Here is an 18,576-nt window from a genome sequence, read left to right as displayed (position 1 = left end):
TCTCGCGAGGACGGCGGCGGTCCCATTCTCGCGGCGGGGTAGCTCAGTTGGTTAGAGCACACGACTCATAATCGTGGGGTCGCGGGTTCAAGTCCCGCCCTCGCTACGACGCGGACGATCTGTCCGCGACCGCGCCTATCGCACGGCGCGTCCTCACAAGGCTGGGAGAGAACCATGGCCAAGAACGACGTTCGTCCGAAGATCACGCTCGCGTGCACCGAGTGCAAGGACCGCAACTACATCACGCGCAAGAACCGCCGCAACAACCCTGACCGTGTGGAGCTCTCCAAGTTCTGCCGGAAGTGCGGCAAGCACACCGCGCACCGCGAGACGCGCTAAGTCTTTTTGCAGCGAAGGCCCGTTCCTCCTCACGGAGGGGCGGGCCTTTCGCTTTGTCTGGCTGCGTCATACGGCCGATGCTGTGGCGGGGTTTCGCTCGACCGTCGCCTTGGCGTTCCCGTGTGTGAGAAAGGAGGGCGCGCGCACGGTACGCTAGCGCCGCTTCCTCTGTCCGCTTCCGCGAACCCCGACGCGAGCGGCAGAATCAACCTGGGAACTCAGCACCCATCAAGTTACTGAGGAGACATCTATGTCTGCGCCAACGCGCACCGGCCTGATCGGCCGCGTCGACAGCTTCTTCGAGATCACCCAGCGTGGCTCCACCTTCGGGCAGGAGATCCGCGGTGGGTTCACCACCTTCTTCACGATGGCGTACATCGTCGTGTTGAACCCGCTCATCATCGGCACGGTCGCGGACGGCGAGGGCAACTTCCTCGGCGGCGGCACGGAGCCCAACATCCCGCTGGTCGCCGCCGCGACCGCCCTCGTGGCCGGCCTCATGTCGATCCTCATGGGCGTGTGGGCGCGCTTCCCTCTCGCGATGGCCGCGGGACTCGGCATCAACGCCTTCCTCGCCTACTCGATCGCGTCGCGCGCGGGCATGTCGTGGCCCGAGGCGATGGGCTTCGTGGTCATCGAGGGTGCGATCATCCTGGTGCTGGTGCTCACCAACTTCCGCAAGGCGGTCTTCGCCGCGGTACCGATGTTCCTCAAGCAGGCCATTGCCGTGGGCATCGGCCTGTTCCTGGCGTTCATCGGCCTGGTGGACGCGGGCATCGTCTCGACCGGCGCGGGCACCATCACCCAGTTCGGTGACGGCGGCTACATCGACACCTGGCCCATGATCGTCTTCTTCGTCGGACTCCTCACCGCCATCATCCTCATGGTGAAGAAGGTGCGCGGAGCGCTGCTCATCTCGATCATCGTCGCCACCGTCCTGGCGGTCATCGTCGAGGCCGTCGCCGGCCTGGGTGCCACGAGCGCCGAGAACCCCGGCGGTTGGGCCCTCGTCGTCCCCGCCATCCCGGACTCCGCGGTGTCGGCTCCCGACTTCTCGCTCATCGGCCAGGTGGACCTGTTCGGCGGGTTCGCGTCGGTGGGCTTCCTCACCGCGCTGCTGCTGATCTTCTCGCTGCTCATCACCGACTTCTTCGACACCATGGGCACCATGACGGCCGTGGGCGCCGAGGCCAAGCTGAACGACGAGAACGGCAACCCGCCGCGCACCCAGCAGATCCTGATCGTCGACTCGATCGGTGCCGCCGCCGGTGGTCTGGGCTCCGTGTCCTCGAACACCTCGTACATCGAGTCCGCCGCGGGTGTGGGTGACGGTGCGCGCACCGGCCTTGCCTCCGTGGTGACCGGCATCGCGTTCCTGCTGTCGACGTTCCTCACGCCGCTTTACGCGCTGGTGCCCTTCGAGGCCGCCACGCCCGTCCTGGTCCTCGTCGGATTCCTCATGGTGTCGCAGGTCGCCGACATCGACTGGAAGGACTACCGGATCGCGATCCCCGCATTCCTCACGTTCATCCTCATGCCGTTCGGCTACTCGATCTCCGTCGGCATCGGTGTGGGCTTCATCTCCTACGTCCTTCTCCAGGTCATCACCGGCGCGGGCCGCAAGGTCCACCCGCTGCTGTGGGGCGCCGCCGGCGCGTTCGTGCTGTACTTCGCGCTCGGCCCCATCATGGAGGCCATCGGCTAACAGCCGGCGTGTGTGCGGGAGGCCCGTGGCGTCAGCGCCGCGGGCCTCCCGGCATTTCCCCCGCCCGGCCCCGCCCCGCCCCGTGGCGCAAATGTCCCCACGTGCGACACGAACTGCGCTTTCGTGGCGCAGATGTCCTCAATTGCGCCACGAGGAGGGCGGGTGTCCCGGGTTCGCTAGGCTGGCCGATGTGCCAGTGAATCCCGATGCCGTGGGCCGCGAGTACGGCCCCTTCGAGCCGTACGAGGTCACGCGGGTGAAGATCCGCGAGTTCGCCGACGCGGTCGATGCCCTCTCCGGTGCCCATGTCGACGTCGCCGTGGCGCGAGCCGAGGGCTACGCCGATCTCGTCGCCCCCACCACGTTCGCGGTGATCATCGCCCAGAAGGCCGAGTTCCACGTGGTCGTGGATCCCGAGGTGGGCGTCGATTTCTCCAAGGTGGTGCACGCCGAGGAGCGCTTCACCCACGTGCGTCCGCTGGTCGCGGGTGACGTCATCTCGACCACCATTCACATCGACACGATCAAGCAGCGTGCGGGCATCTCGATGGTGACCACGCGGGCCGAGCTCGTCGACGCCGACAGCGCCCCCGTCGCGACCGTCGTGTCGACGCTGGCCGTGAGGGAGGACGCATGACCGAGTCGACAAGCCCCAACTTCGCGGGCCTGGAGGTGGGCCAGCAGGTGGCCGAGCGTGCCGTCTCGGTCACGCGCGACACCCTGGTGCGCTACGCGGGCGCCTCGGGCGACTTCAACCCGATTCACTACAACGACGTCGTCGCCGAGTCCGTGGGCCTGCCCGGCGTCATCGCGCACGGCATGCTCACCATGGGAGTCGGTGCGTCCGTGGTCGAGGAATGGGCCGGAGCCGGCAACGTCTCCGATTACCAGGTGCGCTTCACGCGCCCCATCCCGGTGCCGAACCCCGGCGAAGCTCTCGTCACCGTCCGCGCCGTGATCGGCGCCCTCGACGAGGAGCGCCGCACCGCACGGGTGGACCTCACGGTCGAGCACGACGGCGTCAAGGTGTTGGGACGCGCCCAGGCCGTCGTCGACTGCGACTAGGCGGGTTTAGCGGCCCCCGCCCACCGGGGCGGTCGTGGTGCCGATGCGCAGCTCGAGCGGCGTGAGCACGGGCGCCGGATCGTTGCCGTCGAGCAGGTCCTTCACGGCTCGTGCGAGCGCGTGACCCTTCTCGACGCCGTCCTGATGCACCGTCGTGAGCTCGTGCGGGGCGAGCCAGGGGAGGTCCAGTCCGTCGAAGCCGGTGATCGAGACGTCGCCGGGGACCGACAGATCGAGCTCGCGCGCGGCCAGGATGGCGCCGGCGGCCAACAGGTCGGACTGCACTACGAGCGCCGTGGGCTGTGACTCGTGGGTGAGCGCCAGGTGGCCGGCGGCGATGCCCTCGGCGACCATCGACTCGCGCGCCTCGACCACCACGCAGGGCTTCACGCCCGCCAGGCGGAACGCCTCGAGGCGGTGGTGCATGGGAGCCCAGGAGGTCTCGGGCCAGTAGTCGACCGGCCGCAGCTGAGTCTCGAGGCCCGGGGCATGGGGAAGCGTGATGGTGCCGATGCGCTCGTGGCCCAGCTCGCGCAGGTGCTCGATGAGTTCGAGGGTGGCAGCGCCGTCGTCGATGGTGACCTGGCCGCCGCCCGCGGGTGGCTCGGCGTCCATCACGACCACCGGGAGTCCGCGCTTGCGCAGGATGGCGAGCGCGGGGTCGTCGTGGTCGCGCACGCGCAGGATGACGGCGGCGTCCATGGGCGCCGACTCCAGCAGGGAGGTCTCGCCCTCCTCTCCGCGCGGGGCGGGGATGAGCAGGGCGCCCAGTCCCATATCGCCCAGGTCGGAGATCAGGCCATCCATGACGTTGAGGATGAGGGGCGCGCGGAAGGCGAGCGTGAAGGAGTCGTGGATCACCACACCCACCACGCCCGAGCGGCCCGAGCGCAGCGCGCGAGCCTGGGCCGAGGGACCCGTGTAGCCCAGTTCGGCGGCGGCGCGCTCCACCTTGGCCTTCATCTCGGGGGAGATGGGCCCGGCACCCGAATAGGCCAGCGACACGGTCGACAACGACACCTTCGCGGTTGCGGCCACGTCGGCCATCGTGGGTCGTCGTGTCCTCGCCACCGAATCCTCCTCGTCGTGCGTGCTCCTACAGTAGTACCGCCCGCCAGTGCCGAGTGAAGGAGCGTGCGACCGATGCCCACGCTGCGATTCGCGCCTACGCTCGAGCCTTCCGGCCGCCGCGTTGCCCAGGCTCGCGGCGGCGTCCTCGCGCTGTTTGTCCTGATGGGCGCCTGTCTCGCGACGTTCCTGTCGCGTGTGCCCACCATCAGGGACATGCTCGGGGTCAGCTCGGGCCGCCTCGCGTTGCTCATCGCCGCCGGGGCGGTCGGCTCCCTCATCGCGCTGCTCGTCACCGGCTGGGCGGCCGCCCGGTTCGGCACCCGGGCCCTGCTGGTGTGGTCGAGCGTGACGTGGGCCATCGCCATCAGCCTCGTCGGCCTGTCCACCGAGGTCTCCCAGCTGTGGCTGTTCTCGGTGGGCTACTTCCTCGTGACGTTTTCCATGGCCTTCATCAACGTCGCGATCAATGCCGAGGCCGCGACCGTCGAACGCCACCTCGGCAAGGCCGTGATGAGCCAGTTCCACGGAGCCTTCTCGATCGGCATGGCGCTGTCGCTCGCGGCGGGCGCTCTCGCCTCGCACGCGGGCGTCGCCCCGCTATGGCACTTTCTCGCTGCCGCGGCCGTCATCACCACCGTCCGTATCGCGATCGTTCCCCTCGCCTGCCTGGACGGATCCGCGCAGCCGGCCACGGCATCGGCCACCCTCGGTGGGCCCTTCGCGACGGCGAAGGCCGAGTACCGCGACCGGCGTGTCATCCTCATCGGCCTCATCGTGTTCGCCGCCTCGATGACGGAGATGACCGCCGCGCAATGGATGGCGCTCACGGTGGTGGACGACTTTGGCCGGCCCGAGGCGATGGGCGACATCATCTACTGGGTGTTCGTGGTCGCGATGGTGTCGGTGCGCTGGACGGGCGCACCCATCATCGCGCGGCTGGGCCGCGTCGTGTCGCTGCGTGTTTCCGCGGTGCTGGTGGTCGCGGGGCTGCTGGTGTTCGCACTCGCGCCGTCCTTCGCGTGGGTGCCGCTCGGCGCGGTGCTGTGGGGGCTCGGCGCCGCGCTGGGAGTGCCGATCGCATTCTCCGCGGCAGCGGACGACCCCACGCGCGCCGCCGCGAGGGTGTCTGCCGTCGCGTCTTTTTCGACGGTCGCGGGGCTGCTGGTGCCCCAACTCATCGGGTTCCTCGCCGAGGTGGTGCCGCTGCGCGATGCTCTCCTCGTGGTGTCGCTCGCCTCGGTCACCTCGTTTGTGCTCGCGCGCGCCGTGCGGGTCGACGCACCCCTGTTCGGCTCGCAGCGCCTTGCCCGGCGCCGGGCGGAGCGTGCCGCGCTCGCGGCGGACGAGGCGGGGACGGGCTACGCGGCGTACATCGGCGACGACTCCGCGGGCGGCCCCGCCGCGGGCGACCGCGACCGGTAGCCGCTCGCCCTACGCTGGTCACCATGACGACCCTCGCCGAGCTCACCACGCTGCGCGTGGGTGGTCCGATCCGCAACCTCGTGGAGGCGCGCACCGAGCGTGACCTCATCGACGCGGTCCGCGACGCCGACTCCTCCGGGACGCCGCTCCTCATGCTTGGCGGCGGGTCCAACCTGCTCGTGAGCGACGAGGGATTCGACGGCGTGGTGCTGCGCGACGCCCGCGCGGACGTCTCACTTCAGAACGACGGCGCCTGCGGTGGGCTTTCCATCACCGCGACCGCAGGAACCCCCTGGGACCGACTCGTGGAGCAGGCCGTGGCCGAGGACTGGATGGGGCTCGAGGCACTGTCGGGCATCCCCGGCTCGACCGGCGCGACGCCCGTCCAGAACGTCGGCGCGTACGGCCAGGAGGTGGCCGACACCGTCGCGCTGGTGCGCACCTGGGACCGCCTCGAGGAGCGCGTGCGCTCGCTGCCGCTCGTGGCGCTGCAATTCGGCTACCGCGACTCGCTGCTCAAGCGCTCCATGCGCGGAGAGGGTCCCGACGGTGAGGCCTGGCGACCCACGCCCCGCTACATCGTCCTCGACGTCACCTTTCACACCCGCATGGCGAGCCTTTCCGCGCCCATCAAGTACGCCCAACTCGCCGCCACGCTCGACGTCGCGGAGGGCGCGCGCGTGCCGTTGACCGAGGTTCGCGAGGCCGTGCTCGCGCTGCGCCGCTCCAAGGGCATGGTGCTCGACGGCGAGGACCACGACACGTGGTCCGCGGGCTCGTTCTTCACCAACCCGATCCTGACGGCCGATGCCGTCGCGGCCCTGCCCGAGGACGCCCCCCGCTTCGCGGTCGCCGGGGGCATGGTCAAGACGTCGGCGGCGTGGCTGATCGAGCGCGCCGGGTTTGCGCGCGGCTTCGCCGTGGCGGCCGATGCGCCCGCCGGGCTGTCGACCAAGCACACCTTGGCGTTGACGAACCGGGGTGCGGCGACCGCGGCCGACATCGTCGAGCTGGCACGCGCGATTCAGGCGGGCGTGGCGGGACGCTTCGGAATCGAGCTGGTGCCCGAACCCGTGACGGTGGGCGTCGAGCTGTAGCCAGCCACGGCATCGGGCGACGACGCTGTCACCCCTGCATGGGCCACATTTCCGACGGCGGACGCAGGTGCCTCCGGACCGGAGGTAGTTCGTCCGCCCTCGTCGTCCTTGGCATTCGGGAGGTCACAAGCAGGATGAAAGTGTCGATGGCGCCACGGTGGAAGGAGAACGAAGAACGGCCCGCAAGGTTGAACACGGGCATCCGCTATGGTGCATAGACCTCAACCGGCTCGCTCTGTGATTGAGAACTCCCGACAAAAGGCGAGCCGTCAAAGACGAAGTGAAGCGTGAAGACGCCACACGCAAGCGGCACACCCACGTACCTGAGGAGTTCCTCAAGCCATGTTCCAACCTGGACGGGCCAATCGATTCCAAACCTTTCGTACAATTCCGGCGTAATGTAGCCGTTGGCAAGGGTAACGACCGCAAGAGCGGCAAGAACCCCCCACGAGAGAATGACGCCACGACGGAGCTTTCTAGCCGCATCGTTGCTGAGGCGCAACACACTCTCCGAACGGTTGCGCGCTTCCCTTGTGATCGCGTACCGGAACAATCCGGAGACGATCAGCGCTGCACCCAGTGGGAGCACGATGCGCACCCCTAGCCTGTACCCCCACGACGACACATCGAACAAGACCCGATGCTCGTCTTGCCAGATCCAGGAGGAACGGGCGAGTTCATTCAATCCCCAAAGGAGCAACACTGAGGCGAGAAGTGCAGCCCCCGCCATGAGCATCCGCCCCGCTGTATTCGGGTGGTCCCTGCTCTGCCTGTTGACGTCAGCCCTAGACATGAATTAGTTCCAGTCTCCCGACGACCCGTTGGTGTACGACGTGGATCGGAACTTCATGCTCGGTACTGAAAGGACCTCGCCCCAAGTCACCTCAATATAGTTGCGTGCGTAAGCCTCGTCACAGCCACCACCTTTCCAGTACGCCTCATAGTAGAAGTGATCGCTGAAGTGGCGTGCATAGCCTTTCGCCTGGGCACAAGCGCCCGCGTTCGCAACGTCCCACGTGTAGGTGGTTTTTGCGTTGGCTGTAGCGCCCCAGACGCCGCACGTCTTGCTACTCGTGTTCCAGCTCCCGCCTGCAGGCGCAACCCAGTTCATCCAGCTCCCGCAGGTTGACATCGGCTGAACCACGGGGCCTTCGAAAACCTGCAGTTGCAAGGGTTCCGCGAGTTCCGCGTCCTCTAGACCCGCATCCTCGAGTGCCGCCTTTCCATCGACTGTGACCGCGCGCGAGTCTTCGAGAGCAACCAGGTTGTCGCCCTCAACCACGAGTGGCGTCTCATTGGCGTAGTCGTCGACTGCGGTGATCATCATTCCGTCGTGGACTTCCATCTCCCTCACTTTGATTTCCGCGAGGGGAACGGAGTCACCCGCGACGAACGGCCGGGCACGAGCTCATCATTCGCTGGGTCGGGCGTGGCGACCGCATGATCGGACGCGTGAGCGTTAGGTGCTATTACTCCCCCCGCCACTGCGCCCAATGCAACGCCGAGAGCGAGCAAGTTCTTCATTCTTACTGACAGGGGTTGTTGCATTTCTTTCCTCCCATGACCTCTGCGAGCCGATGAATCACTCCACATCGAACTTATCGCGCGCTGTGCCTGGATGCGTGGCAAGTGAGGAATTTCACTGTTGGCACTGGGTCTACCACCTTGGTGCGATCGACGAAGCTGTGCTATTCGCGACGTGGACCTGCACACGTGGACGATGGCATCCGGATCGCCTGCCTCACCCTGACGTGCGCGTGATTGACCGCAGCCTCCACCCTCTAGTTCAGTGGTTTGGCCGCGTCTGTCCCGCCCGTAGCGAGATGTGGGTTCGGGTGGCATCTGCTCGCCCGTTTGCCACCCAAACCCACCCTGCGCGCGTGTCGAGGCGCTACCCGTCCGCCGCGATGGCCTGCAGGATGTCCAGTCGCGAGGCGCGGTAGGCGGGCCAGATCGCGGCGAGCACGCCGGCGATCGCCGCCAATACCGTGTAGACGATGAGCCACACCCACGGGATGGTGACGCCGTTGAAGCCGAAATCGGCCAGCGACAGCACCAGCGCGGATCCCAGCGCTACACCCAGGACCATGCCCAGGATGGTGCCGAAAACGGCCATGATCATCGACTCGATGGTGATCATGCGCCACACGGAGCGGCGCTTCATGCCGACGGCCCGCAGCAGGCCGATCTCGCGGGTGCGTTCCGTCACGGACAGCAGCAGCGTGTTGGCGACACCCAGCAGGGCGATCACCAGCGCCGATCCGAGCAGTGCCGAGATGATCCCCAGCAGCAGGTCGATGAACTGGTTGGCGAGCTGCTCGAGCTGACCCGGCTGGGCGAGGATGACGAGTGGGAAGTCCTCGCTGAGGGCCTCCTGGATGGCCTCTTGTTGCTCGGAGAAGGTCACGGCGCCGCCCGGGTTCTCGGCGTCGTCGGCCACCACGGAGTCGTCGAAGACGATCAGGGTCTGGACCACCTGGACGTCCCCGAACAGGTCCTCACCCGTGGGGAAGGTCACGAAGAAGGCACCCTCGTTCTCGCTGAGATACAGGCCGGTCACCTCGAGGGGGGCCTCACCTTCGGGGCCCGTGAGCACCACCTCGTCCCCCACCTCCACACCGACCTCCTCGATGGTGGGGTTGATGTAGACCTCGCCGTCCGACAGTTCGCCGATGGCGGGGTCCGTCGCGTACTCGTAGGTCTCCGCGGCGGTGGCGGGGTCGAGCACGGCGACGGCGTAGTCCATGTCGTCGTACGTGGCGGTGCCGAAACCCACCGAGCTGGTGAATGCCACCCCATCGACCGATTCGATGACGTCGATCGCTCCATCGGGCACAGGCCCCTGGGCGCCGGTGGCGAAGAGGTCGGCCTTGGTCGAGGCGAACTCCTCCGTGACGACGGACTTCAGGGATTCGGTGAAGGTGGCCACGAGGGCGAGGAGCATCACGCCGATCATCAAAGCGGCGGCCGTGTTGGCGCTGCGCCGTGGCTCGCGCTGGATGTTGTTGGCGGCGAGCTTGCCGTCCACCCGGAACCACGCGGACAGGGGCCTGCGCATCCCGCCCGCGAGCGGTGACAGCAACTGCGCCGCGAGCAGCGTGACGCCGATGACGAGCATGGCCGCGCCGGCGCCCACCCAGATGTACGGCTTGTCCAGCCCCGCATAGAGGCCGACGGTGACCAGGACGGCGCCGATCAGGGCGAGCGCCGCTCCCACGATGTTGCGCACCTTGAGCGGCTTCTTCCCGCCCGTCGCGGACTCGCGCAGCGCCTCCATGGGGGCCACGCGGGACGCGTGAATGGCGGGCAGGAGCGCCGAGACCAGCGTGACGGCGCCGCCCATCGCGTACGCCCACCCGACCGCCTCGAGGGGCAGGGTCATGGTGCCGAAGATGTCCCCGGCAAACAGCGACACGAGCCACGCGAACGCGAGCGCCAGCAGGTATCCCAGCACTACGCCGAGCGTGGAGGCGATGAGGGCGACCACGAGCGCCTCGAGCAGAATCATGGAGCGGATCTGACGCCCCGTGACGCCGATCGCGCGCATCAGGCCAAACTCGCGCGTGCGCTGGGTGACGATGATGCGGAAGGTGTTGACGATGATGTAGGCGCCCACGAACAGCGAGATGAAGGCGAACGCGATCGCGAAGATGTCGACGTACTGGAGCACCTCGTCAAGGGCCTCGGTCTGTTCGGCCGCCTTGTCCTCGCCGGTGATGGCGCGCGTGCCCTCGGGCAGCACCTCGCCGATGCTCGACGCCAGTCGGTCCAGGTCCTCGCCTTCCTCGGCGATCACGCTCACCGACGCGTAGTTGGGGTCGTCCGCCAGCCGGTGCGCGTCGGCGTCGGAGATGTACGCGAGCGTCGCTCCCTGCAGCGAGTTGTCCTCGCCAAAGCGCACGGTGCCCACGAGCGCGAACTCGTCCACGCCCGCATCGGTCGAGACGCGCACCTCGTCGCCGATCGCGTACCCGAGATTCTCGACGGAGTCGAGGTCGAGCACGATCTCGCCGTCGGCCTGAACGCCGCGGCCGTCGACGACGGTGGACTGGTCCACGCGGGGCTCGCCGTACCAGTTGAAGATCTGGCTGGGCGCGCCGCCCGCGGAGGCGAGCGGGTCATCGGGCTCGTCCCCGGTGTCGGGGCCCACCACGGAGCCGTTGACCTGGAGTCCGCCGGCCGCGATCGAGACGCCCTCGACGGCGCCGATCGCCTCGACGTCGGCGGGCGTGAAGACGCCCTCGGCCGCCGCGAATGGGTCGCCGCCCTGGTCGTCCTCGTCGGCCGCGTCGGGATCGGACTCCACCACGATGTCGGTGCCGGAATAGATGTCGTCGAACAGATCGGAGAACCCGCTCGACAGGGCGTTGGTGAAGGTCTGGGTTGCCGCCACCAGCGAGACTCCCAGCGCCACCGCGATCGCGGTGAGGATGAGGCGCTTGGGGTTATGGCGTACGGACTTGAGTGCGAGGCGGAACATCAGTGCCCCATCTGCTTCATGCGGTCCAGCACGCGCTCGGCAGTGGGCTCACGCATCTCGTCGACGATCTGGCCGTCCTCGAGGAACAGGATGCGGTCGGCGTAGGACGCGGCCGTCGGGTCGTGCGTCACCATGACGATGGTCTGGCCAAACTCCTTGACGGCGCGCTGCATGAATGACAGCAGCTCGGCGCCGGAGCGGGAGTCGAGGTTGCCCGAGGGCTCGTCGGCAAAGATGATCTCGGGCCGCGATACGAGCGCACGCGCCACGGCGACGCGCTGCTGCTGACCGCCCGAGAGCTCGGCGGGCAGGTGGGTGAGGCGTTGGCCCAGGCCCAGGATGCCGATGATCTCGTCGAACCACGCCTTGTCGACCTTGGTGCCGGAGATGTCGAGCGGCAGCGTGATGTTTTCGCGCGCCGTGAGCGAAGGGATGAGGTTGAAGGACTGGAAGACGAAGCCGATGTACTTGCGGCGCACCTCGGTGATCTGCGCCTCGGACAGCTGCGTGATGGTCGTGTCGGCGATGGTCGAGGAGCCCGCCGACAGCTTGTCGAGACCCGCGAGCGTGTGCAGCAGCGTCGACTTGCCCGAGCCCGAGGGGCCCATGATGGCGGTGAACTCGCTGCGCGCGATGTCGACGCTGACGCCATCGAGCGCGCGTACCGCCGCCTCGCCCGTGCCGTAGTCCTTGTAGCCGTCTCGCATCGAGGCCGCGAGCGCGGGTGCGGCGGTGGAGGTCATGGTGGTGCCTTTCGTCGGGCAGGAAGGGAGGGAGCGGACGTCATCGTCGACGCGCCCAGTCTGCCAACCCTGGCACCCGCATGCGTATCGGCCACGCGAATGGTTTCGAAGGCCCCTACTCAGGGATGACCCCCGGCTCAGCCTCGGGGGACCACGATTCCCGACTCGTAGGCCTCGACCACGGCCTGGACCCTGTCGCGCACTCCCAACTTGGTGAGGATGTGGCTCACGTGGGTCTTCACGGTCGTGGACGACACCCACAGCTCCTGGGCGATCTCCTGGTTGGACATGCCGCGCGCGATGAGGCGCAGTACCTCCACCTCGCGTTCGGAGAGGTCGCCGATGGCCTCGGGGCTGGGTTCGTGCTGCGCAGGATCGGCCGGGGTGGTCGCCGCGAACCGCTCGATGACCCGCCGGGTCACCTCGGGTGCGAGCAGCGCCTCGCCGCCGGCGACCACGCGCACCGCGCCCACAAGCGTGTCGCCGTCGGCGCTCTTCAGGAGAAACCCGGACGCGCCCACCCGAAGCGCCTCGTACACGTACTCGTCGTCGTCGAAGGTCGTCAGGATGACGACCTTGGTGTCGGGGCTACCGGCGAGCACCTCGGCGGTCGCGGCGAGGCCGTCCATGCCTGGCATGCGGATGTCCATGAGCACCACGTCGGGGGAGTGCGTCCTCACCATCGCGGCGGCCTCGGCGCCGTCGGCCGCCTCCGCCACGACCTCCATGTCGTCCTCGGTCTCGAGAATCATGCGCAGCCCCACCCGCACCATCGCCTGGTCGTCGACCAGCGCCACCCGAATCATCGGCCCTCACCCTCCGCCGCGTGCGCGGCCTCCGTCACCTGATCGTCCCCCGAGGGCAGCACGGCGTGCACCTCGAAGCCGCCTCCGCGGCGAGGCCCGTGCGACAGCGCTCCGCCAAGAGCCTGTACCCGCTCCACCATGCCAGCCAAGCCGTGCCCCCCGGAGACCCGTGCGCCGTCGGAACCCACGCCCTTGCCGTCGTCCTCGACCGAGATGCGCACGGCATCGGCCGTCCTGTTGACGATGACCTGCGCGCTCGCGCCCGGCCCCGCGTGCTTCATCGCGTTCGTGAGCGCCTCCTGGACGATCCGGTAGGCGCTGACCTCCACGCCCGCGGGCACGTGCGACGAACCCGATATCTCGAGCGTCACGGGCAGCCCCGCCTCGCGCACCTGGCGCACGAGTGCCGGCAGGGCCGCGAGCGACGGCATGGGCGACAGCTCGTCGCGCAGCGGCGCGCGCTCGGCGCCGCGTCCGCCCGCCAGGGCGCGGTCCACGTCGGCGCGCTCGGCCGCCTCCTGCTCCGAGGCCCTCAGCACCCGGATCATGCGTTGCATCTCCTCGAGCCCCGTGCGCCCCGAGGCGGCGATGGTGGCCAGCGCGTCGCGCAGTTCCGGGGAGGTGTCGCCGAGCCGTCGGCGCGCCCCCTCCGCCTGGAGCGTCATGACCGTCATCTCGTGCGCGACCACATCGTGAAGCTCGCGCGCGATGCGGGCACGCTCGGCGCGCACGGCGTCAGCGGCCGCCTCATAGCCGGCCTGCTCGCGCCTCGCGTGGGCGACCTCGAGCTCCGTCACGCGCTCGCGGCGACGGCGATCGTTCATGCCCAGCAGCACCGGGATGGCGATCGCCACCGGCTCCATGACGAGCGCGTAGACCCCCACGCCGTCGACCGTGGCGATGCCCAAGACCGTCCACGCCAGCGCGATGACGAGCAGCACGGCCGCGTGCGTGAGGGCGACATTGCGCGGCGTGGACGAAGCGACGCCATACAGCGCGAGGAACAGGCCCAGCATCGCGGGAGTCGGCTCGTATCCCATCCCCGCGACCAGCATCCACACGGCGAACGTGCACCACAGCACCGCCCGCGGATAGCGCTGACGCCACACCAGCGGCACCACCATGAGTGCCATCAGCGTCCACCCCGCGGCGTCCATCGGGCGGTAGTCCTCGAGCGAGACGTGTGTCAGCGACAGCGCCCATGCGACCGAGACGAGCAGCAGGGCGGCCGCGATCGCGGCGTCGACCCAGCGCGGGGCTTTCACGTCCATCCGCCCAGCGTAGGGCGGCATCCGCCGCCGCGACATCGTTCATACGGCCGATGCCGTGGCTGGCCCCGTACTCCACCCGCCCGACGTACGTCAGGCACGTGACGCATCGGCCCTAGCCGACGAACCGGTAACCGACCCCGCGGATGGTCTCGATCGCGTGCGGGCCCAGGTGGGAGCGCAGATAGCGAATGTAGACGTCGAGGACGTTGTCGCGCGCGGCCGATCCCCACACGTGCTCGAGGGCCTCGGCGCGCGGCACCACCTCGCCGCCGCGAGTCATCAGCAGGTGGGCGAGCTGGAACTCGCGGGGGCTGAGCGGGATAGGGGCGCCGTCGCACGTGAGCACGCGGGCGATCGGGTCGAGCTCGCAGCTTCCCACCACGAGGACGCCCTCGGGCACGGGCGCCTCCTCGGGAGGCTTGCGGGCGCGCAGCCGAATGCGCGCGACCAGCTCGTCGAAGACGAACGGCTTGGCCATGTAGTCGTCGGCGCCGCGCTCGAGCCCGCGCACCGTGTCCTCGGCGGAGCTGCGGGCGGTGAGAATGATGACGGGCAGGTCCGAGCCGGTCGCACGCAGGCGCCTGAGCAGCGTGAAGCCCTCTTGGTCGGGCAGGCCGATGTCGAGGACCATGATGTCGTGGTCGCCCTCGACGGCGCGCTCGAGTCCCTCGCGGCCCGTGCGGACCGCCTCGACATCGATGTCGGCGGTGCGCAGGCCCTTGATGAGGGAGGCGACCAGCTTGTCCTCGTCCTCGACGAGCAGCATGCGAATCATCCGGGCTCTCCGTTCCTGGGAAGAATCATGGTGAAGGTCGAGCCGCGGCCCGGCTCGGAGAAGAGATCGAGCCGTCCGCCATGGGCGGCCGCGATCGCGACGACGATGGTCAGTCCCAGCCCCGAGCCCTCGACGTCGGGATCGAGCCGGTGGAAGCGCTCCAGGATCTCCTCATGCTTGGTGGCGGGGATGCCGACGCCCTCGTCCGACACCCACAGGCGGATCTGGGTCGGCGTGACGGACGAGCCCAACAGAATGCGCGAGTGAGGCGGCGAGAACTTCACGGCGTTCGCCGCGAGCTGGAGCCAGGCCTGCGTGATGCGCTGCGGGTCGACGGTCGCCGGGCCGTGCGCGATGCCGTCGAGCTGCCACTCGCGCTCGCCGAGCGCGCTGGCGCGCGCGAAGGCGGATTCCGTCAGTTCCGCGAGGTCGGTCTCGACCGGATCGATGAACTCGGGGCGGTCGGACTTCGCCAGCGTGACGAGATCGTCGACCAGGCGCGACATCATCGACACCTCCTCGAGCAGCTCGCGCTGCGAGCGCTCCACCTCGTCGGGGTCGCGCGGCTCGAGCACCTCGAGGTTGGTGCGCATGATGGCCAGCGGGGTGCGTAGCTCGTGGGAGGCGTCGTCGAGCAGGCGACTTTGGTCGTCGAAGGCCCGCTCGATGCGATCGAGCATCGCGTTGACCGTCGCGGTGAGCCGCGCCAGGTCGTCGTGGCCCTCGACGGGGATGCGTTGGGACAGGTCGTGCTCCGAGATGCGCCGCGTGCGGGCCTCGAGCGTCGCGATGGGCTGGAGTGTGCGGCCCACCGTGGTCCACGCGACCACGCCAATGATGGCCAGCGCGAGCGCGGCCACCAGGGCGTACAGCTGGAAGGTTTCGGCGAGGTTCGCCTGCAGCGCGCCGCGATCGGTGGCGATGGTGAAGACGCCCACCTGCTCACCGTCGGGCTCGACGATGGGCACGGCGGCGTAGCGGTAGTCGGCGGTGTCCGTCACGACCTCGCGCACCACCACCGTGTCGGCCGCATGCTGCGAGGCCTCCTCGAGGAACTCCTCGTCGTCCTCGAGGCGCAGCCGGCTGGGCGCGGACGGGACGTAACGAGCCACGACGCCCACGTGGGCGACGGCCGACTCCGTGGGGCTCGCCACCACGCGCAGCATCGCCTCGCGCATGAGGTCGGTGGACGAGGCGTAGGGCTCACCCGTGGTGGGGTCGACGTCGTTGGCGAGGTCGATGAAGGCCTGCGTGCGCAGCGCGATCCCGTCGGTGATCTGGTTGTCGATACGCGCGCGTTCGATGGCCCAGGCGGTCAGCCCGGCCATGAGCAGTGCGGCGGCGGTCAGCGCGATCAGGTAGGTCAGCAGGCGAGCGCGCACCGAAGTGCGCTGTGCCATTTGCGTCGCGCGGTGCATGAATCGCGGGATGGCCTCTCCTTCCGTCCGTAGCGCTCACGCTAGCGCGAGGGACGGTGGGAGGCGATCAGTGCCGGCCGGCCCGAGCGTGGGAGGGGGAGGAGGCACGGGTGGGGTGCGATGCCCGCTCCGGGGTCTTCGTGCTCGCAGGGCCCGCGCGGTCGTCAGGGTGGAGTGCGCCGCGACCGCGCTCGTCGGCATTGTCGCTACCGCTGCCTTGGTCGCCCCTACCGTCGCGTTCGCTACCGGCGTCGTCGGCGCGCTTGCCGACCGCCGTGTCCGTCGCGCCCTGATCAGCGGTGGCCGCGGTGGCCGCGACGGGCTTCGCCACCGCATCCGTGGCCGCCGCGGCGGGCGCGGCGGGCGCGGGCGTCTCGCCGGCAGAGGAGCAGTCGCCCTCCGCGTCGCACGTCAGCAGCGGGTCGGCGCCCACCTCGATGGGCATGCCGGGAATCATGTCGGCGCCGCGCGAAGCGGCGGGCGCGGGTGTCGCGGCCGGCTCCTCCACCTGCGTGAGCTTGATGCCGGTACCCACCGCGCCGCCGTCCTGAGCTCCCGCCATCGCGGTCGCGGTGCCCGCGACGATCATGGTGAGGCCAAGGAATCCGGCCGCCACAGCGACGGTACGGATGGAGGGAAAAGCCATGCGCACGAGTGTGTCCGGCGGAACCTGAGGAAACCCTCAGGCGCCGCGCCTAACGGTCGTCCAGGCGCAGCCAGCGGAACGTGCGCGCGGAAATGACCAGCCCCGCGACGAGCCACACCGTGAGCATGATCGCGATGAGGGGCAGCTGCCACGAGCCGGCGGCCTCCGCGGCCTCGAACTGCTCGGGCAGGAACACCGAGCGCATGCCCTGCGCGAGCCACTTGAGCGGGAATACCTCGGCGAAGCGCTGCAGCCACGTGGGCAACTCGGTAAACACGAAAAACACGCCCGAGGTGAACTGCAGCACCAGCACCACCGGCGTGAGGATCGCGGAGGCGGCCTTGCCGTTGCGCAGCAGCGACGAGGTCGCAATGCCCCAGGCCGTCGAGCACGCGAGACCCAGGACGAACACCCACGCGAACGTGAACCAGTGCCACGCGTCGGGCGGCAGCGTGACGTCGAACAGGAGCACACCCATCACGATGAGCAGGGCGATCTGCACCACCGAGACCGCGAGCACCTGGAGGATCTTCCCGAAGAAGTAGGCCGTGGGTGGCAGGGGAGTCGCGTGAATGCGCTTCAGCACGTCCTCGGAACGGTCGATCGAGATCGAGATCGCGAGGGACTGGAAGCCCGTGTTGAGCATGCCGGACGCGATCATGCCCGCCAGGAAGTATTGCCCGAAGGACACCCCGGTGCCGTACAGGTCGTCGGTGTTGAAGATGGCCCCGAACAGTGCGAGGAAGATCATCGGGAAGAAGAAGATGAAGATCATCTGCTCGCGTGAGCGCATGAACTCCTTCACCTCGACTACAAAGCGGTCGGCGGTCATCGACCACCACGACGGCGCGGTGCGGGCGCTCACGACTGAGCCCCGGCATCGGCCGTCTGGCCGATGAGGTCGAGGTAGACGTCCTCGAGACTGGGGTGCACCACCTCGAGTCCGGGCACCTCGCCGTCGTACCGCGACAGCAGGTCGCGCAGCAGTGCGCTCGGTGTCGCCGTGGTTTCGGTGCGCGTGGCGCCGTCCTCGCTCCAGGACACCCGAGCGCCGGTCGCGAGCGAGCGCAGCCCCGCGGGGGTGTCGAGCGCGACCAAGCGACCGCGCGCGAGGATACCGATGCGGTCCGCGAGGTGGTCGGCCTCGTCGAGGTAGTGCGTGGTCAGCACCACGGTGGTGCCATCGTCCGTGAGTGACTCGATGAGGCGCCAGAACTGGCGTCGCGCCTCGGGATCGAAGCCGGTGGTGGGTTCGTCGAGGAAGATCAGCTCGGGCCGGCCGATGACCGCGAGGGCCACGTCGAGCCTGCGGCGCTGGCCGCCCGAGAGCTCCTGCGGCTTCTCGTCTGCCTTGTCGGTGAGGCCCACCGCCGCGAGCGTCTCGTCGACGTCGCGGGGGTTCGAGTACAGCGCTGTCGCATGGGTGAGGGCCTCGCGAGCCGTGAGGAACGAGCGCGGGGACGTGGACTGCAACATGAGGCCCACGCGCTCGCGCCACGACCGGGTCGCCATGATCGGGTCGATCCCCAGCACATCGACGTCGCCGCCGTCGCGCGTGCGAAAGCCCTCGAGAATCTCGACGGTCGTGGACTTGCCCGCGCCATTGGGACCCAGCAGCGCGAACACCTCACCGCGCGCGATGGTGAGGTCCAGGTCGTCGACCGCCCTCACCCCGCCATAGGACTTCACCAGGCCACGGACCCGCACCACCGCATCGGACATGACTACGAGGCTAGCT

The 18,576-nt window shown here is 68.8% G+C and carries 18 protein-coding genes and 1 tRNA gene; 7 read left to right on the top strand and 12 right to left on the bottom strand.

All coding sequences use genetic code 11. From position 1 onward, the window contains the following. Positions 1-32 precede the first annotated feature (32 nt). From B7K20_RS05795 to B7K20_RS05775, 5 genes are all read left to right on the top strand, one after another. Positions 33-106, top strand: a tRNA-Met gene (locus tag B7K20_RS05795). Between the two features lie 68 nt (positions 107-174). Then, positions 175-339 carry a 50S ribosomal protein L33 gene (gene rpmG / locus B7K20_RS05790; protein WP_042213233.1) on the top strand — a complete coding sequence of 55 codons (165 nt, stop codon included), beginning with the start codon at positions 175-177 and terminating at the stop codon, positions 337-339. A gap of 250 nt (positions 340-589) precedes the next feature. Beyond that, positions 590-2,044 carry an NCS2 family permease gene (locus B7K20_RS05785; protein ID WP_084101486.1) on the top strand — a complete coding sequence of 485 codons (1,455 nt, stop codon included), beginning with the start codon at positions 590-592 and terminating at the stop codon, positions 2,042-2,044. 190 nt (positions 2,045-2,234) lie between these two features. After that, the gene (locus B7K20_RS05780; protein WP_084101485.1) at positions 2,235-2,681 is read left to right on the top strand and encodes a MaoC family dehydratase N-terminal domain-containing protein; all 447 of its coding nucleotides are present in this window, start codon (positions 2,235-2,237) and stop codon (positions 2,679-2,681) included. Next, the gene (locus B7K20_RS05775) at positions 2,678-3,109 is read left to right on the top strand and encodes a MaoC family dehydratase (protein WP_084101484.1); all 432 of its coding nucleotides are present in this window, start codon (positions 2,678-2,680) and stop codon (positions 3,107-3,109) included. Before B7K20_RS05780 ends, B7K20_RS05775 begins: the two co-directional genes overlap by 4 nt. A 6-nt stretch (positions 3,110-3,115) precedes the next feature. On the opposite strand, the gene B7K20_RS05770 is transcribed toward B7K20_RS05775, so the two are convergent. After that, entirely contained in the window at positions 3,116-4,156 is a 1,041-nt protein-coding gene (locus tag B7K20_RS05770) for a substrate-binding domain-containing protein (RefSeq protein WP_084101482.1), read from the bottom strand. A 96-nt stretch (positions 4,157-4,252) separates the two neighbouring features. Here B7K20_RS05770 and B7K20_RS05765 point away from each other — a divergent pair, with 96 nt between their 5' ends. Both B7K20_RS05765 and B7K20_RS05760 read left to right on the top strand, forming a co-directional pair. Beyond that, a complete protein-coding gene (locus B7K20_RS05765; RefSeq protein WP_084101480.1) occupies positions 4,253-5,602 on the top strand; it encodes an MFS transporter in 1,350 nt (449 codons plus the stop codon). 23 nt (positions 5,603-5,625) lie between these two features. Then, positions 5,626-6,699, top strand: coding sequence for a UDP-N-acetylmuramate dehydrogenase (locus B7K20_RS05760; RefSeq protein ID WP_084101478.1), 1,074 nt, complete (start codon positions 5,626-5,628; stop codon positions 6,697-6,699). Positions 6,700-6,904: 205 nt separating this feature from the next. On the opposite strand, the gene B7K20_RS05755 is transcribed toward B7K20_RS05760, so the two are convergent. The 11 genes from B7K20_RS05755 to B7K20_RS05705 all read right to left on the bottom strand — a co-directional run bounded on the left by B7K20_RS05755 (position 6,905) and on the right by B7K20_RS05705 (position 18,560). Further along, on the bottom strand, positions 6,905-7,492 hold the full coding sequence (locus tag B7K20_RS05755; RefSeq protein WP_084101476.1) for a hypothetical protein: 588 nt from the start codon (positions 7,490-7,492) through the stop codon (positions 6,905-6,907). A gap of 3 nt (positions 7,493-7,495) precedes the next feature. Further along, positions 7,496-8,044: a hypothetical protein gene (locus B7K20_RS05750; protein WP_144018559.1), complete on the bottom strand. Its 549-nt coding sequence runs from the start codon at positions 8,042-8,044 to the stop codon at positions 7,496-7,498. 546 nt (positions 8,045-8,590) lie between these two features. Continuing rightward, on the bottom strand, positions 8,591-11,179 hold the full coding sequence (locus B7K20_RS05745) for an ABC transporter permease (protein ID WP_084101472.1): 2,589 nt from the start codon (positions 11,177-11,179) through the stop codon (positions 8,591-8,593). Beyond that, the gene (locus B7K20_RS05740) at positions 11,179-11,922 is read right to left on the bottom strand and encodes an ABC transporter ATP-binding protein (protein ID WP_084101470.1); all 744 of its coding nucleotides are present in this window, start codon (positions 11,920-11,922) and stop codon (positions 11,179-11,181) included. Before B7K20_RS05740 ends, B7K20_RS05745 begins: the two co-directional genes overlap by 1 nt. Positions 11,923-12,059: 137 nt before the next feature. Then, a complete protein-coding gene (locus B7K20_RS05735) occupies positions 12,060-12,728 on the bottom strand; it encodes a response regulator transcription factor (protein WP_084101468.1) in 669 nt (222 codons plus the stop codon). Beyond that, positions 12,725-13,999 carry a sensor histidine kinase gene (locus B7K20_RS05730; protein WP_159449339.1) on the bottom strand — a complete coding sequence of 425 codons (1,275 nt, stop codon included), beginning with the start codon at positions 13,997-13,999 and terminating at the stop codon, positions 12,725-12,727. Before B7K20_RS05730 ends, B7K20_RS05735 begins: the two co-directional genes overlap by 4 nt. A gap of 112 nt (positions 14,000-14,111) precedes the next feature. Next, a complete protein-coding gene (locus tag B7K20_RS05725; protein WP_084101464.1) occupies positions 14,112-14,774 on the bottom strand; it encodes a response regulator transcription factor in 663 nt (220 codons plus the stop codon). Continuing rightward, on the bottom strand, positions 14,771-16,174 hold the full coding sequence (locus tag B7K20_RS05720; RefSeq protein ID WP_159449338.1) for a cell wall metabolism sensor histidine kinase WalK: 1,404 nt from the start codon (positions 16,172-16,174) through the stop codon (positions 14,771-14,773). The genes B7K20_RS05725 and B7K20_RS05720 overlap by 4 nt, the downstream gene beginning before the upstream one ends. A gap of 85 nt (positions 16,175-16,259) precedes the next feature. Next, complete coding sequence (locus B7K20_RS05715; protein WP_084101460.1) at positions 16,260-16,838, bottom strand: hypothetical protein; 579 nt, start codon at positions 16,836-16,838, stop codon at positions 16,260-16,262. Positions 16,839-16,887: 49 nt separating this feature from the next. Beyond that, positions 16,888-17,703 (bottom strand): ABC transporter permease, encoded by an 816-nt coding sequence (locus B7K20_RS05710; protein WP_234985732.1) that lies wholly within the window; start codon positions 17,701-17,703, stop codon positions 16,888-16,890. Continuing rightward, positions 17,700-18,560, bottom strand: coding sequence for an ABC transporter ATP-binding protein (locus B7K20_RS05705; RefSeq protein WP_084101456.1), 861 nt, complete (start codon positions 18,558-18,560; stop codon positions 17,700-17,702). The genes B7K20_RS05710 and B7K20_RS05705 overlap by 4 nt, the downstream gene beginning before the upstream one ends. Positions 18,561-18,576 lie beyond the last annotated feature (16 nt).

The sequence above is a fragment of the Demequina sp. NBRC 110051 genome (assembly GCF_002090055.1).
Lineage (GTDB): Bacteria > Actinomycetota > Actinomycetes > Actinomycetales > Demequinaceae > Demequina.
This window is presented reverse-complemented; position numbering and strand designations above follow the sequence as displayed.

What these genes read in the sequence shown, in the direction of transcription:
- rpmG (WP_042213233.1), top strand. Translation starts at nt 175, where the DNA reads ATGGCCAAGAACGACGTTCGTCCGAAGATCACGCTCGCGTGCACCGAG.
- B7K20_RS05785 (WP_084101486.1), top strand. Translation starts at nt 590, where the DNA reads ATGTCTGCGCCAACGCGCACCGGCCTGATCGGCCGCGTCGACAGCTTC.
- B7K20_RS05775 (WP_084101484.1), top strand. Translation starts at nt 2,678, where the DNA reads ATGACCGAGTCGACAAGCCCCAACTTCGCGGGCCTGGAGGTGGGCCAG.
- B7K20_RS05770 (WP_084101482.1), bottom strand. Translation starts at nt 4,156, where the DNA reads ATGGCCGACGTGGCCGCAACCGCGAAGGTGTCGTTGTCGACCGTGTCG.
- B7K20_RS05765 (WP_084101480.1), top strand. Translation starts at nt 4,253, where the DNA reads ATGCCCACGCTGCGATTCGCGCCTACGCTCGAGCCTTCCGGCCGCCGC.
- B7K20_RS05760 (WP_084101478.1), top strand. Translation starts at nt 5,626, where the DNA reads ATGACGACCCTCGCCGAGCTCACCACGCTGCGCGTGGGTGGTCCGATC.
- B7K20_RS05755 (WP_084101476.1), bottom strand. Translation starts at nt 7,492, where the DNA reads ATGTCTAGGGCTGACGTCAACAGGCAGAGCAGGGACCACCCGAATACA.
- B7K20_RS05750 (WP_144018559.1), bottom strand. Translation starts at nt 8,044, where the DNA reads ATGGAAGTCCACGACGGAATGATGATCACCGCAGTCGACGACTACGCC.
- B7K20_RS05745 (WP_084101472.1), bottom strand. Translation starts at nt 11,179, where the DNA reads ATGTTCCGCCTCGCACTCAAGTCCGTACGCCATAACCCCAAGCGCCTC.
- B7K20_RS05740 (WP_084101470.1), bottom strand. Translation starts at nt 11,922, where the DNA reads ATGACCTCCACCGCCGCACCCGCGCTCGCGGCCTCGATGCGAGACGGC.
- B7K20_RS05735 (WP_084101468.1), bottom strand. Translation starts at nt 12,728, where the DNA reads ATGATTCGGGTGGCGCTGGTCGACGACCAGGCGATGGTGCGGGTGGGG.
- B7K20_RS05730 (WP_159449339.1), bottom strand. Translation starts at nt 13,999, where the DNA reads ATGGACGTGAAAGCCCCGCGCTGGGTCGACGCCGCGATCGCGGCCGCC.
- B7K20_RS05725 (WP_084101464.1), bottom strand. Translation starts at nt 14,774, where the DNA reads ATGATTCGCATGCTGCTCGTCGAGGACGAGGACAAGCTGGTCGCCTCC.
- B7K20_RS05720 (WP_159449338.1), bottom strand. Translation starts at nt 16,174, where the DNA reads ATGGCACAGCGCACTTCGGTGCGCGCTCGCCTGCTGACCTACCTGATC.
- B7K20_RS05715 (WP_084101460.1), bottom strand. Translation starts at nt 16,838, where the DNA reads ATGGCTTTTCCCTCCATCCGTACCGTCGCTGTGGCGGCCGGATTCCTT.
- B7K20_RS05705 (WP_084101456.1), bottom strand. Translation starts at nt 18,560, where the DNA reads ATGTCCGATGCGGTGGTGCGGGTCCGTGGCCTGGTGAAGTCCTATGGC.